Consider the following 14,130-nt stretch of genomic DNA (forward strand, 5'->3'; position numbering starts at 1 on the left):
CAGGATGCCTTGCGCGATCTCCACGTCTTCCAGCGGCAAGTGATACTGATCTGGCCGCAGCTTCTCGGACTTCGCGCCGAACTTCTCGCGTCGCAATTCCCCGAGAATGACCTCCAGCCGACGTCGCGCTTCCTCCGATGCCGCCAGTGCCCCCTGATGCTCGCTCAAGGCTGCCTGCGTTTGCGCCAAAAGCGCCTTCAGGCGTTCGTTTTCCTCGCGCAGCGCCGCAATGCTCATGCGCTATTTCGAGCACATCACCACTGCGCGTGCCACGTTCAAAATAGCTCCCGAGTCAATCTGCCGCAGTCATCCAGCTGCCTGGGGACGCCGCGCTTCTTCCGGGCGGACCAACCTCCAATCCAGCCCTTCGAACAGGGCTGCGAACATCGCTGGCGATATGCGCATCACGCCGTCTGCCATCGTTGGCCAAACGAACTTGCAGCCTTCGAGGCGCTTATGAACTAACACCAGGCCCGTTCGATCCCAGACCAAAATCTTGACCCGGTCCGCTCGTTTCGATCGGAACACGAAGGCTGCGCCGCTGAACGGGTCGAGGCGAAGCATCTCCTGCACCTTCGCCGCAAGTCCATCGTGGCCACAGCGGAAGTCGATCGGCCGCGTCGCGATGTAAATCTTCAGATCGGCACCGGCCGCGATCATCGTGACGCTCGCACTGCGCGGATCACCCGGGACAGCTGCTCGCCATCTATGGCTGTGTCCGTCCGCAGCACGACATCGCCGATCGCGATCTCAAGCTTGATGGCCGGAACGTGACCCGCCTCCAACGCGCTTTCCACGACCAGCGGCGCGAATGTCGACTGCGACGCCTCGCACGGCGCCACATGCCTTGCTGTCGAAAGCCGTAAAGCTGCCAGCGCGTCGCTCCGTGCTTGCGCGCCACCTCGGACACCTGGGCACCGGGTCGACTCTCGGCAACGATCCGAGCTCTCTCAGCCTCTGAACGCAGGCGGCGTCCCGACGGTCCTTCAAGGACCTCCAGCCGGCTGACCGGCCCTAGCGATGAGCCGGCCAAATGGACGTCTTTTTTGCTGACCAATCCCATCCCAAACCTCCGTCCAAGCCGGAGGCTTCTTCGCACGTTCATTCGAATTCTGAAGCAAGGGTATCGGCTTCGCGCTTACGCTCGTTCCCGGGGCGAGCGCGCCGAAACTGGTCAGCCGCGGCATGTTGAGTTCATTGCGCAAGGGCTCAGTTATCGTCGACGTCGCGATTGATCAGGGCAGATGCTTTGAGACGTCGTCATCCGACGACGCATGCCTACCCAAGATACGAGGTGGACGGTGTCATTCACTACTGCGTGGCCAATATGCGGGTGCTGTGCCACTCACCTCAAGCCAGGCTCTGAAAAACGCGACGCTGCCTTTTGGTTTGGCTCTCGCTGACCAAGGATTTGCAGCGCTCTCGAGGCCGGCTCCCTTATAAAGCCGTGGCCGGGAGTGGCCCTTTTGCGGCCCCCGCGGGTCACTTCAAATTCCTCCGGGTGAGGGCAGTCAAATTCCTCCACCCGGCGCAGGACATGGTAATTGTTAGTTTGACATTGTCTCCCGGGCAAGGGCTTCAGCGGCCTCTTTGAGCCGATAGCTGCGTCCGTCGAACTCAACCAGATGGCAATGATGCATCACGCGATCGAGGATCGTTGTGCTCATTGTGTTGTCCCCCAGGTATGTCCCCAGTCCTGCTCGACGCGATTGGAGGTGACTATGATGCTGCGGCGCAGTTTGTAGCGCTGATGGATCAATGTCTGCAGCAATGCGCCGGCGTCGTCAGGGATGGCGCGTGCGAGGAACAGATCGTCCAGCACGAGGAGATCGCAGTCGATGATGGTTCGCAGCCGGACCTCGCGTTGTGCCTGGGGAGCTCATGGCGTAGCCGTGGAAGAAGTCGTCGGTCTCAAGATACTGACCTTGTGGCCTTGCAGGATCGCCGGATAGGCAATCGCCTTGGCGATGTAGGACTTCCCGAACCACGTTTGGCGCAATACCGCCGCTGTCGACGAGGGCATAATGAACACGGGCCGAGGAAGGCATGTGCTCGCGCATGTAGTTCAAGCCGACGCTCATAAGCTCCACCGCATCGAGCGCGCTGCGCCCGAGGTGCGGCGCCACAGCGGCATGGGCGGCACGGAGATACCCTCCCTCATTCTGCTGCGGCGTAATCGCCGCTATCTAATTGGAAGCGCTGACAGGAGCCGTGGCGCGCCTTATGCTTCCCGTTCCTTAGCCAAGATCTCTACTCCTTAAGTTCCGACGGAGATCGGCAGATACTCTTCGATTTTCTACCTAAAGTGCGTCGCAAATAGTCATGCTTGCGCTAATTGGGCTGAATTGCCGCATCCTAAATGGATGGCTGCAACCTCTTCATGCCATACTTTGCCCTGCTGTTTACTCAGCCGGGACGCCTTGACACATCCGGTCTGCGCGATCGCGAACCCGGCAAGGACGGTAGGCGGAGCTCGTTCGGTGACGGATTTCGGCGCGGCAAGTGCTCGCAGGGCCGCAATCCATCTCATTCGAAGCACCTTTGCCGGCGATTGTCGCTGCGGATCGTCGATATTCGCATACGGGAGATCGGGTGAAGCAAAGGTCGAGAACCCGTTCTGCCGCTTCCGGCTCTTGCACGTGAATTCCATTTCCACGCACGCAGGCGAAGCCGCAGGCCAAACGCCTGTGAAAGCCGAGGGGTGCCAGCAAATAGCAATATCGACATCATCGAACGCACCCGCGCGGACTAGAAAGCTTTTGCCGGATCCGCCCTCTTCCGCGGGGCACCGGTAGTAGCGCACTCGTCCCGGCAGCCCGGCCTCGGCCAGCCAGTATGTCCGTAATCTGCCCGGGCGCGGCATAGATCTGGTAGAGTTTGGCTTTGACTCATATGTGTAACGGCCCGGGCTGCAAGATCTTTCTCTGATTGAACAAGGGATGACGGTGCGGCTCATATGTTCGCTAAACGCTGCGCCCGGCCGCTGGCCACGATGATATCCGCGACGCCACACTCACCAATTCAGTCCTGAAGCGGCCTCGAATACCGCGATGAAGGTGTTGTCGGTCGCGTAGGGATTCACCGGACGCCATTCTATCGATCATCATGCTTAGAATATCTTCAATGTTCGCTCCAACCTCTTATGCGCCGCGATCACAGAGTTTGCCATCAGCATGGCGATGGTCATCGGACCGACACCTCCGGGAATCGGCGTGATGTTCTCCGAGACCTCGGATACCTCCGCGAAGGCGACGTCTCCGACCAGGCGGGTCTTGCGTTCGCCCCGTTCGGGCGCGTCAATCCTATTGATACCGACGTCGATGACGGTCGCGCCCCGCTTCACCCAGTCGGCCTTGACCATCTCAGGACGGCCGACCGCAGCGACGAGGATATCGGCGCCACGGCAGACATCCGCTAGGTTTTTTGTCCGCGAATGCGCTATTGTGACGGTGACGTTGGCGTTGAGCATCGGCTTTCCGAAGAGGTTCGACCGGCTCATTGAGGCCGGAAAGGTCCTCCCCATGCACGCGGCGGACCAGAAGCATGGCACCGGCCGGCGTGCAGGACACGAGGCCGCTCTCCAAATCGCCCGTCGCAAGCTTACCGGCATTGAGGACGTTCAGCCCGTCGAGGGTTTTTTCCGGCAGGATGGACTGGATGATCAGTTCGCTGTCCAGATGTTTCGGCAAGGGCAGTTGCACGAGTATGCCGTGGATGGCCTGGTCAGCATTCAGACTCTTCACGAGCGCTGCGAGTTGTTCCTGCGTGGTTTGCGCAGGCAAGGTATGCTGGACCGAATTGAAGCCGCACTCCGTCGCCATGCGGCTTTTCGCGCTGACATAGGGGTGGCTTAATCCGCATGATCGAGAGTGTGATCTGACTCATCGCAGCGATGGTCGCTGCTCGGGAGAATTCTGATCCTGATTTCCCCTGCTTCTGTCTGGGGTGAAACGCTGCGCAATTGAGCAAAACTCGCAGGTTTTCTTCGTCGATTGATCGCTTACGTCCGGGGTTTGCCTGGCTCTTCCGGCTACAAAAGGTGCATCCAGGCAAGGAGATTGCAATGAAGGTCGGTGTTCCCAAGGAAATCAAGACGCACGAATACCGCGTGGGTCTGACACCAGGAGCCGTCCGCGAATATGTGGCCGCTGGCCACAAGGTGCTGGTCGAGACCAATGCCGGTGCCGGCATCGGCTCGACGGATGACGATTATCGCAAGGCCGGCGCAACAATTCTGGACTCTGCTCATGAGGTATTCGCATCGAGCGAGATGATCGTAAAGGTCAAGGAGCCCCAGCCTTCCGAATGGGTGCAGCTGCGAGACAACCAGATTCTCTTCACCTATCTGCATCTGGCGCCCGACCCGGAGCAGGCGAAGGGCTTGCTTAAGTCTGGCTGCACTGCCGTCGCCTATGAAACCGTGACAGACGCACACGGCGGCCTTCCGCTGCTTGCGCCGATGAGCGAAGTCGCGGGCAGGCTTGCGATTGAAGCAGCAGGTAGGGCTCTGAAGCGATACGCGGGCGGGCGAGGGCTGTTGATCGGCGGCGTGCCGGGCGTTCAGCCAGCTCGTATTGTGGTGATCGGAGGCGGCGTTGTCGGTACCCAAGCGGCGCGGATGGCGGCCGGCTTGGGTGCCGAGGTCACAATCCTTGACCGCTCGATTCCCCGACTTCGCGAACTGGATGAGCTCTTCCAAGGACGCGCTCGAACCAGGTTCTCGACCATCGACGCCCTCGAGGAGGAGGTTTTTGCGGCGGATGTGGTCATTGGTGCGGTGCTTGTTCCCGGGGCGAGCGCGCCAAAGCTTGTCAGCCGCACTATGTTGAGCTCGATGCGCAGGGGATCGGTGATCGTCGACGTCGCGATTGATCAAGGTGGCTGCTTCGAGACATCGCGCCCGACGACGCACGCTGATCCAACTTACGAGGTGGACGGCGTCATTCATTACTGTGTGGCCAATATGCCGGGAGCTGTGCCGCTGACTTCAAGCCATGCGCTGAATAACGCAACGCTGCCTTTTGGTTTGGCTCTGGCCAACAAGGGGTTTGCGGCTGTGCTTGAAAATCCGCATCTACGCGCAGGTCTCAATGTCTATCGCGGCCGGCTTACCTATAAGGCCGTGGCCGAGAGTCTCGGCCTGCCATTCTCACCGATCGAACAGGCCGCGGCCTGATCCCAGAGGTTCTCCAGGGGACGTTTCCTCCCTGACTTGGTGGACCACCCCTTCGGAGTGGCCCTTTTTTTGGAGCTACAAGTCTGCTCTCCGGGCGGTTTGATTTGGTTTCAAACTCGAACATCAAGTCCGGCAGTGATACCTGATCTGAGAGGTGAGCGAAAATCGAAGCATGTCGCCGGCGAATTGCGCGGCATCGGTGGCCGGTCCGTCCTGCTGGAGGCGAAAGATGCGCGATTCGCTGTAGTGAGGTCTTTGAGCCTTGATTTTGTCGCACGGCCCTAAGTTGTGGGGACTCGACAATGGATGATTGGGCGTCAAGCGATCGCCGGGGCGCAAGCGCAAATTGTGGCTTCGTCGCGAAACGTCAGATTTCTTGGTCTGACAGACGACTATTGCCTCCCGCCGTGCATGCAATCACCAGGCAAGATATCGTTCGCAGCATTGTGCGCGTCTTGCTTCCAGCGCACCGAACCGAACGGGCGTTCGAGCATGCGTCTGACGCGCACCGGCTGAGCACCGATGTGGAAAGCCACCGCCTGCCGGTCTAGCGCGCGCTCCGAGTGCGTCGAGCGGTTGCGCTGGCGCAAATAGTCCAGCCATGTCGGGCAGTGATACCGCTCGGTCCACAGTTCGGGATCGGCTATGTCGCGGGCAATCGACCAGCCGTAGGCGCCGTTGCGTTGTCGAAACAACTGGACCTCTTGCATGAGATTATGAAAGGGGCGGGCATTCTCCTGCGCGACCCGATATTCGATCTCCACCACAAGCGGCCCGCTGCGGCCGGTCAGCGCTAGCCGCACCTCTGGGTCGGCCAGCATTTCTGCCTCTTGGCCTCGCTCGCTGATGCGCGGCATGGGGAGCCAAAGCCCGAGTAGTGGGGAGGCGAGCATTAAAGCTGCAGAAGCCAGGAGTGCTGTATCGACTCCGGCGGCATCAGTCAGTTGGCCCCAACCCCAGCTACCCACAGCTATCCCGCCCGAGCTCACCGCCTGATAGGCCGCGAGCGATCGCCCCGCCACCCAGCGTGGGGCCGAAAGCTGCACCCCAACACTAAACAGCACCCACGACATCATCCACACCGCCCCCGCCAAGGTCAGTGCGGCTGCAGTCAGAACCGGCTCGCGGCTCAGCGCCACTGCGGCCATCGTCCCACCCATGGACAGAGTGCAGGCACGTATCGCTGCCTCCCCACTCATGCGCTTGCGCAGCTCGGTGATGTTTAGGGCGCCCACCACCGCGCCAAAACCAAAGGCGCTCAGCAAGATGCCATAGGTCTGCACACCGCCATGCAGGAGATCGCGAGCTACCAGCGGCATGAGGGCAATAATCGCGCCGCCGATCACGCCAATGACCATGGAGCGTGTCAGCACGACCTTGATCGATGGCGAATTGATGATGTAGCGAGCGCCCGAGACGATGGCACGGCTAAGTGTTTCAGGCGGCAGACGCGAGGGCGCGGAGATCCGTTTCCACAGGAAAAGCGCGAGCATCAGCGGAAGATAGAGCAGCGCGTTAAGTGCGAACGCAGCGACTGCACCGGCCGCAGCAACCACAATACCGCCAACCGCCGGGCCTACGCTGCGCGCAATATTATAGCTGATCCCGTTCAGCGCGACCGCCGCTGGCAGTGCTTCCGAGGGTACCTGCTCGCTAACTGAGGATTGCCAAGCGGGTCCCATGACCGCCATGCCGCTGCCGACCGCAAAGCAGAGTCCTAGCAAAAGATTCGGCGTGGTGAGACCCAGCCAATCGAGCAGGGCCAGCGCAATTGCTCCGCAAAGCTCAATGGAGAGCGCGACCAGCCCCACGATGCGACGGTCATACATATCGGCAATAGCGCCAGCGGGCATCGAGATCAACATTATGGGCAGCATCAGCGCCGTCTGCACCAGAGCGACCTGGTTCGCGGAAGACGTCATCTGTGTCATCACCCAAGCTGCGCCGACGCCTTGGATCAGGATGCCAAGATTGGTCAGCAAACTCGCAAGCCAGATGCGGCGGAAAGTTGGATGGCGCAACGGTGCGGTGATGCCCTCGGTGTCGGACGGCACGGGCCTGGAGGGGGGCGTCATTTCGGTTCCTGGGTTGCCCATACCTTGAATCTCGACCACATCAGTGATGCCGTGTCAGATTTGGCCGCTCAAAGGTCGGTAACAGCCCGTTTGCTCAAGTTGCGCATACTGCTTCAAGAGCCTCATAAGCCCGCCAACGCCCTGAGCAGTGCCCGATTCGCGACCGCCGCGGTTGCGAGAGTTCGCCTCTCGAGCTCCAAGCGCTCCTCGTACTGATTGAATTTTCACAACAGAGTAGCGCCATTGCCCGATTGTGGCGCGTTAATATCCTGTGTCCTGCTTTGGAGAATGATGCCGCTCGCGCAGCAGCTAGTCATGCCATTGACAACTCGGTCGCTTGGGAACGACCGAGCGTCAAAGAACCTCGTCAACCGCCGAGTTCCTGTTCTTGCGATGATCTCGTCACGAGTGGATGGTTCACCCAACTGAATGCGACGCATTAGTGATGAGCTAGATTGTCTGTCGCACTTCGACCTGAGGAGAACTCTCATCAGCTCGACGATAGGAGCACAGAGTAGAGGAGCGGCCGGGCCGATTTCCTGCATTCTGCGGGGGAAAGCGACGAAAAAAGCACGAGCGCATAAATACGTGAGGTGAGGCAGCATAAGTCAACGAGGCTCAATTGTAGCGCCAAAGCCGGGCTTTCGCCGCGTGAATTGCTCGTGCTCCTACATGCTACGCGCGGTAATGTAGCGAAAAAATCGGCGTCACAGGTAACGTAAGATCCATTAACAATTTTAACTGAGAATTTGGTCGCCCTCTTAAACCTGTTCGATTTTATGCGCCAAACGAACTCAATGCTAGATAAGAACCGGGGCGCCCGTGCAGCTGTGGACGAGAATCCTGCCGCTGATGCGGCTTACTGATGTACACATGACCCTTCCAGTGTTGCCGTAGCCTTTGGCGAGCGGAGGTGAACAGCCGCCTTAGTCGCCAGGCGGAGGCTCGATCGGAACGGCAAACCCCGCTTTCACGCGGTCCATTATGACCATCGTCTTAAAGCCCTTGATGTCAGGGTTTTCATAGAAGAATCGTCGGGTGAACTGCTCATAATTTTCCATCGTACGAGCGGTGACGTAGAGGACGAAATCAGCATCGCCGGTGACGTAGAAACCATTCACAACTTCATCTGACGTTTTGATGGCCTTCTTGAACCTGTCGATGATGTCTGAACGCTCCCGTTCCAGGTTCACAAGCACAAGCATTTGAATGGGTCTTCCTACCGCCCTCGCTGAGACGATGGAAACGTCGGCCTCGATGATCCGTTCAGAACGGAGTCTCTTCAGTCGGCGTTGACACGCGGTAGGGGAAAGCCCCGCCATTTCACCGATGACCTCGGAAGTCAGGCGGTTGTTCTTCTGCACGATCTCAAGGATCCGGGCGTCTATTCGATCGTAATGCATGGTCGTCTCCAGCCTTCAGCTGCTTTCCCTCGCTAAATACCTGTGCGTCGCAGGAAATCCTCCGAACGGCAGGAAAATGCGAGGCAAATCTGTTTACGACATCAGTATCCTGATTGCTCCGGCAATTTCAACAAATGACCGCACGGTTCAGATGGCTCATCAAGCTTTTCGGCAAAATAGTCCTCATTTGTTCGGTCTTGCTGTCCGACACTTAGGAAATCTCAGTCGTCGCGACTTTATGGCGGGGAGCGCGTTTATTGACGGCCGATGGATTGCAGGTGAGCAAAGAGGGGTTGTTGTCGATCCCGCTACCGGGGAAGAGATCGCGGAGGTTGCCTGCTGCTCTGCCGCAGATATGAATCTAGCGATCGCGGCAGCTGAACGATCGTTTGGTTCCTGGCGCGATTTGTTACCGGCGCGGCGTGGAGCGATTCTCAGGTCTTGGGCATCATTGATGGTCGACCATTCGGAAGAGCTCGCAATCCTGGTGACGAGCGAGCAGGGCAAGCCACTGGCTGAGGCGCGCCATGAAATCGTGTACGGTGCCGGATTTCTCGAGTGGTTCGCTGCGGAAGGAGAGCGCGCATACGGTGAGACAATCCCCAGTCACAAGCTTGGCAGTCTACTTCACGTAAGGATGCAGCCAGTCGGTGTCGCGGCGGCCATCACCCCGTGGAATTTTCCTGTCGCAATGATCACTCGAAAGGCAGGAGCTGCTCTTGCGGCCGGTTGTCCGATCATCGTGAAGCCTGCTCCCGAGACGCCGCTCTCTGCCCTTGCCCTGGCTAGATTGGCCGAAGAGGCTGGGGTTCCGCGCGGTGTACTTCAAGTGCTCGTTGGCAATCCCATCGAACTGTCGACGCCGCTGTTGCGCGATACAAGAATACGCGCGCTATCGTTCACGGGTTCTACGGAGGTGGGGCGTTTGCTTCTGGAGGGGGCGGCGGACACAGTCAAGAAGGTGTCGCTCGAACTGGGCGGGCATGCCCCCTTCGTCATCTTTGATGATGTGGATCTTGAAAAGGCCGTTAAGGGGGCGATGGCCGCAAAATTTGCGACTTCAGGTCAGGACTGTCTCGCCGCAAACCGGATCTACGTACAAAGGAGCATCTATGGTGCTTTCGTCGAGGCATTTGCTGGGGCGATCGCTCAATTGAAGGTCGGTCACGGTCTGGAACCTGCAACCGACATCGGGCCGATGACCAAGTTGTCGGTTGCCAACAAATGTCTGTCCCAAATCGACGATGCGGTGAAAAAGGGCGCGCGAGTATTCTCTGGTGATCAGGGAGCTGGTTTAGGTCCCAACTTCGTTCCTCCGACGTTGCTGAGTGATGTCACAGAAGTCATGCTGGTTGCGCAAGAGGAGACGTTTGGACCCGTGGCTGCTGTACTCCCGTTCGAGTCTGAAGAAGAAGTCATAGGCCGAGCCAATGCTAACGAGATGGGTCTGGCCGGTTACGTCTACACGGACAGCCTGCGCCGGGCGCTCCGACTTTCTGAGCGAATCGAGTGCGGGATGCTCGGCATCAATACGGCATCATTCACGGGGCCGCCGATTCCGTTCGGTGGGTGGAAGCAATCCGGGCTCGGTCGTGAGGGCTCGAGACACGGCTTAGCAGAATACATGGAATTCAAGTACGTCTGCTTTGGCGATTTAGCGAATTAGGAGAACTGGCATGACCGATATCAAGACTATCGCTGAACGAGATCGATCCAGTGTTCTGCATCCCTTTACTCAGCTTAAGGATTTCGCGACGGGTAAGATCGGTGATCCCACCATCGTTACGGGCGGCAAGGGTATTTGTATCAAAGATGCAGAGGGACGCAGTTATATTGACGGGTTTGCTGGTCTGTATTGTGTAAACATCGGATACGGTCGCACCGAGGTCGCTGAGGCTATCGCACGGCAGGCATACAAGTTAGCTTACTATCACACATATGCGGCCCATACGACCGAAGAGCTGGCGACTCTGTCGGATCGCCTCGTGCGCATGGCGCCAGGCAAGCCGAGCAAAGTGTTTTTCGGGCTGTCTGGATCCGATGCCAACGAGACACAAGCGAAGCTCGTCTGGTACTACAATAATCTGCGTGGTCAGCCCAAGAAAAAGAAGATCATCTCGCGCGAGCGGGGTTACCATGGCTGTTCAGTGATTTCCGGTTCGATGACCGGTATGTCCTTCTACCACGACCACATGGATCTACCCTTTCCGGGCATTCTGCACACCGGGAGCCCGCATCACTACTGGGGGGCTGAGCCGGGTGAGTCGGAGGAGGCCTTCTCTCGCCGACGCGCAGCTGAACTTGAGCAGCTGATCCTTCGAGAGGGGCCGGAAACGATCGGCGCCTTCATTGCTGAGCCTGTGCTGGGTACGGGGGGCATCACACCGCCGCCGACGGGGTACTGGCGTGAAATTCAGACGGTTCTCAGGCGGTACGACGTACTTCTGATCGCCGATGAGGTGATCTGTGGATTCGGTCGAACCGGCGCGGACTTCGGCAGCATCCTATACGGGATGGAGCCAGACCTGGTGACCGTCGCCAAAGGTCTGACGTCAGGTTATATGCCGCTCTCGGCCGCCATTGTCGGTGAGAGGATCTACAACGTTATGGAGGAGGCGGCCGATCGGGTCGGTGCATTCTCCCACGGTTATACCTATTCCGGGCATCCGATTGCGGCTGCTGCCGCCAACGCCGTACTCGACATTTTCGAAGAGGAGGAGCTAACTAACCGCGCAAGAACGGTTGGCTCGCACTTCCAAAAGCGACTGAAGGAACGGTTTGCTCAGCTCGAGATCGTCGGGGAAGTGCGAGGCGTGGGTTTGCTCGGTGCGATCGAGTTTGTTGCAGATCGCCAGACGAAACGGCGATTTGATCCGGAGATCAAGGTGGGCGCCCGCATATCGAAGGCTGCCCGTGATAGAGGCCTTATTGCACGAGCAATGCCGCACGGAGATATTCTTGGTTTTGCTCCCCCTCTCATTGTATCGGAGGCTGAGATAGATGAGATGGTTGATCTCGCGTATCGAGCGACGAAGCAAGTGATGGACGAGCTCGCGAAAGAATCGCAAACCACTTGAAGCAAGATCCTGGTCTGCAGTTGGTAATCCGAACGGGACCAGCGGCTTGAGGAGATTGCTGGGCGGACTTCGTTGACTCATGGTCCGCCAGCAACGGCCAAAGTGTTGCAGAAGCCTATTCGTGTCGCAAGCGGGAAGTGACCGCGACCAGGTTTCAACTGCAATCCTGTTGCGGCAGTACAGAAGCGAATTCGTCGTGACTCGGCGGACCTCTGCACATTGGGTCACCGAGTTCTGGCGGACGGGCGTCTATCACGCGGGCACGAAAGCAAACCTCACCTGACGCGTGAACAAAATTTTGAATCGGCGATATTAACTCGTCACTTGCCCTCAGAGACGCGCGAGCATCAACGGAGGGCAGACAGATATGGACGCGAAAATCCGCTCGCAGCGTGAGATGAAAGTCGTGGTCATCGGCGCCGGCATTGTGGGCCTGATGACAGCGCTGGAAATTCAGCGAACAAGGCGACAAGTCGTCATTATCGACCCAGCCGAACCCGGCGGCAGACAGGCTGCGTCTTATCGGCAACGCCGGCTGGATTAGCCCGTGAGCCATCATGCCGGTGTCGGTGCCCGGACTATGGCGTCGCATTCCAACGTTCTTGATGGACAGGACGGGACCATTCGCAATCCGCTGGCTGAATCTACCACATGCTTTGCCTTGGTTTCTCAGATTCGTCTGGGCCGGCCGGAATTGGAAAAAGATTGAGGAATGCGAAGGTGCGACACGATCTTTGCCGCCACAGACCGAGAGATCATCAGAATGTCGCGGCCGAGGCCGGCGTCAATCATCTCATTGGACAGAAGGGGCATCTCTTCTTCTGTCGCGACAAATCGGAAATTGCTAATAACTTCGCGTGGAATATGCACCGGCGGTTCGGGGTCAAATTTACGGAACTTCACAAGACCAATTTTCGAAAATGCGAGCCGAACATTTCTGAACGGTACCAGTATGGGGCGTTGATCGACGAGGGTTGTCACCGCACAGATGTTAAAGCGTACCGCGAGGCGATCGCCGAACTGATCCGAAAGCGCGGCGGTGCATTTGTTCGAACCCAAGCAACGGGCTTTGGAAACTCAAGTGGCCGTCTGACAGGGGTAAGAATCGGCGAGCTCGTTGTGAAAATGCGCGCAAGCCGTTATAACGGCAGGTATTGGTTCGAAGAAATTGGCGGCCGAGATCATGTTCCGCCTGAAGCGGAGCGCGGATATCATGTCGTGATTGCGGACGGAGGGAAGACTGTCATCCATCCGATAATGCATCTGATGGAAAGATGGCTATTACGCCGACGTGTCAAGGATTACGTATCGCGGGCGAGGTGGAACTTGCAAGTATCGACGCGGCTCCTGATTGGCGGCGAGCCGAGATCCTTCATCAGTGGGCATCACGTGCTTTTACGTGTCCATCGAATGCGCCAAGGCAATTGATCAATGGATGGACCATCGTCCTTCTACGCCTGACGGTCTACCGTGCATTGATACTCCCCGGTCCTGTGGCGGCTTATTCTACGGATTCGGCCACGGCCATTCCGGCGTGACGCAGGCGGCGGCAACGGCAAAGCCGCTTGCGGCACTTGTTGTGGGGCAGCAGCCTCACTTCGATATCTCCGCCATGGCCGCGCACCGATTCTGAATGAGCGATTACGAAACCTGTTTTCGATCCGAATTTCATCGCGTGGAAGGACAGGAGCGACTCCTTGCTGCAGAATGCAGCCGAGACACTCGCGCAAAGATCGTCATATCGGCCGGCCGGAATGCGAACCCCTCCTGCTCATCGATCGTGTAGAGCGTTACGAAATGCACGGGTGAAGTATGAGTCTTAAAGGCGCAAGCAGCTCGTTGCCGGCAGTCCGTGTCCTCGGGCCAATTAGGCTGGTCGAACCAAATGAGCTTTGAAGTCTCGGTGAACCATCTGACTATCCGACAGGAGTCGTCGTCATTGATCGCCCGCACAATCTTGCTGGCCTGCACCGCGGGTTCGCTGCTTCGATAGCGCGAATATGCGACCAGTCGCGGCGAGCGTTCGCCACTGCGTCGTAGTGCCGGATTGGTAAATTCCACCCGGAGGCGGACGTTAGATGTGTGAAAGCGTCGGGTTCTCTGGATGCGGCGCATAATTTCGGCATCGGACGGTCCTGAATCAGCGAAATTCATCCTTCGCTCCAAGTAAGGTCGACGCAAAGACGAAAGTTTCTGCGCGGCAAAGATCGCGGATCAAAACCACTGGGAGCGAAACAATGAGAGCCGTGACGTGAACCGCAAGCGCGTAGAGCAGGTGAGTTGGTCCATCTTCGAAAGTGGTGGGCTAAATTCTCCGCCCATGAGGCGTCGGCTGGTCGCTTCTCCAATCACCACGATTTCGTCCGGTACGATCTCGGCGCTCCTTTTCAATCCCATTC

10 protein-coding genes and 5 pseudogenes are annotated in these 14,130 nt (G+C 58.2%); 6 read left to right on the forward strand and 9 right to left on the reverse strand.

Features of this window, described 5'->3' with window-relative positions; translation table 11 throughout:
- The 3 genes from IVA75_RS20130 to IVA75_RS20140 all read right to left on the reverse strand — a co-directional run.
- Nucleotides 1–237 (reverse strand): transposase (locus IVA75_RS20130; RefSeq protein ID WP_247359457.1); only part of this gene is annotated, 237 nt, incomplete at its 3' end.
- A 69-nt stretch (nt 238–306) separates the two neighbouring features.
- Complete coding sequence (gene tnpB / locus IVA75_RS20135; RefSeq protein WP_247285976.1) at nt 307–660, reverse strand: IS66 family insertion sequence element accessory protein TnpB; 354 nt, start codon at nt 658–660, stop codon at nt 307–309.
- 46 nt (nt 661–706) lie between these two features.
- Nucleotides 707–1,105, reverse strand: coding sequence for a transposase (locus IVA75_RS20140; protein WP_346658432.1), 399 nt, complete (start codon nt 1,103–1,105; stop codon nt 707–709).
- A 38-nt stretch (nt 1,106–1,143) separates the two neighbouring features.
- Here IVA75_RS20140 and IVA75_RS20145 point away from each other — a divergent pair.
- Nucleotides 1,144–1,422: pseudogene (locus tag IVA75_RS20145) on the forward strand (alanine dehydrogenase); the annotation flags it as partial.
- Nucleotides 1,423–1,547: 125 nt separating this feature from the next.
- On the opposite strand, the pseudogene IVA75_RS20150 reads toward IVA75_RS20145, so the two are convergent.
- The 4 pseudogenes from IVA75_RS20150 to IVA75_RS20165 form a co-directional block, all read right to left on the reverse strand.
- Nucleotides 1,548–1,981 (reverse strand): annotated as a pseudogene (locus IVA75_RS20150) (ATP-binding protein); the annotation flags it as partial.
- A pseudogene (locus IVA75_RS20155) lies at nt 1,980–2,141 on the reverse strand (amidohydrolase); the annotation flags it as partial. The pseudogenes IVA75_RS20150 and IVA75_RS20155, both read right to left, overlap by 2 nt.
- A gap of 539 nt (nt 2,142–2,680) precedes the next feature.
- Nucleotides 2,681–2,833, reverse strand: a pseudogene (locus IVA75_RS20160) (amidohydrolase); the annotation flags it as partial.
- Between the two features lie 276 nt (nt 2,834–3,109).
- Nucleotides 3,110–3,851: pseudogene (locus tag IVA75_RS20165) on the reverse strand (tetrahydrofolate dehydrogenase/cyclohydrolase catalytic domain-containing protein); the annotation flags it as partial.
- Nucleotides 3,852–4,063: 212 nt separating this feature from the next.
- On the opposite strand from IVA75_RS20165, the gene ald reads away from it, so the two are divergent.
- Nucleotides 4,064–5,176, forward strand: coding sequence for an alanine dehydrogenase (ald, locus tag IVA75_RS20170; RefSeq protein WP_247285980.1), 1,113 nt, complete (start codon nt 4,064–4,066; stop codon nt 5,174–5,176).
- 392 nt (nt 5,177–5,568) lie between these two features.
- On the opposite strand, the gene IVA75_RS20175 is transcribed toward ald, so the two are convergent.
- The gene (locus tag IVA75_RS20175) at nt 5,569–7,251 is read right to left on the reverse strand and encodes an MFS transporter (protein WP_247285982.1); all 1,683 of its coding nucleotides are present in this window, start codon (nt 7,249–7,251) and stop codon (nt 5,569–5,571) included.
- Nucleotides 7,252–8,177: 926 nt separating this feature from the next.
- The gene (locus IVA75_RS20180) at nt 8,178–8,654 is read right to left on the reverse strand and encodes an Lrp/AsnC family transcriptional regulator (RefSeq protein WP_247285984.1); all 477 of its coding nucleotides are present in this window, start codon (nt 8,652–8,654) and stop codon (nt 8,178–8,180) included.
- Between the two features lie 238 nt (nt 8,655–8,892).
- On the opposite strand from IVA75_RS20180, the gene IVA75_RS20185 reads away from it, so the two are divergent.
- The 4 genes from IVA75_RS20185 to IVA75_RS20200 all read left to right on the forward strand — a co-directional run bounded on the left by IVA75_RS20185 (nt 8,893) and on the right by IVA75_RS20200 (nt 13,159).
- On the forward strand, nt 8,893–10,320 hold the full coding sequence (locus IVA75_RS20185; RefSeq protein WP_247286012.1) for an NAD-dependent succinate-semialdehyde dehydrogenase: 1,428 nt from the start codon (nt 8,893–8,895) through the stop codon (nt 10,318–10,320).
- 10 nt (nt 10,321–10,330) lie between these two features.
- On the forward strand, nt 10,331–11,731 hold the full coding sequence (locus tag IVA75_RS20190) for an aminotransferase (protein ID WP_247285985.1): 1,401 nt from the start codon (nt 10,331–10,333) through the stop codon (nt 11,729–11,731).
- Between the two features lie 346 nt (nt 11,732–12,077).
- Nucleotides 12,078–12,275 carry an FAD-dependent oxidoreductase gene (locus IVA75_RS20195; RefSeq protein ID WP_346658433.1) on the forward strand — a complete coding sequence of 66 codons (198 nt, stop codon included), beginning with the start codon at nt 12,078–12,080 and terminating at the stop codon, nt 12,273–12,275.
- 176 nt (nt 12,276–12,451) lie between these two features.
- Nucleotides 12,452–13,159: an FAD-dependent oxidoreductase gene (locus IVA75_RS20200; protein ID WP_247285987.1), complete on the forward strand. Its 708-nt coding sequence runs from the start codon at nt 12,452–12,454 to the stop codon at nt 13,157–13,159.
- Nucleotides 13,160–14,130 lie beyond the last annotated feature (971 nt).

Origin of the sequence: Bradyrhizobium sp. 134 (assembly GCF_023074155.1) — a bacterium.
Taxonomy (GTDB): domain Bacteria; phylum Pseudomonadota; class Alphaproteobacteria; order Rhizobiales; family Xanthobacteraceae; genus Bradyrhizobium.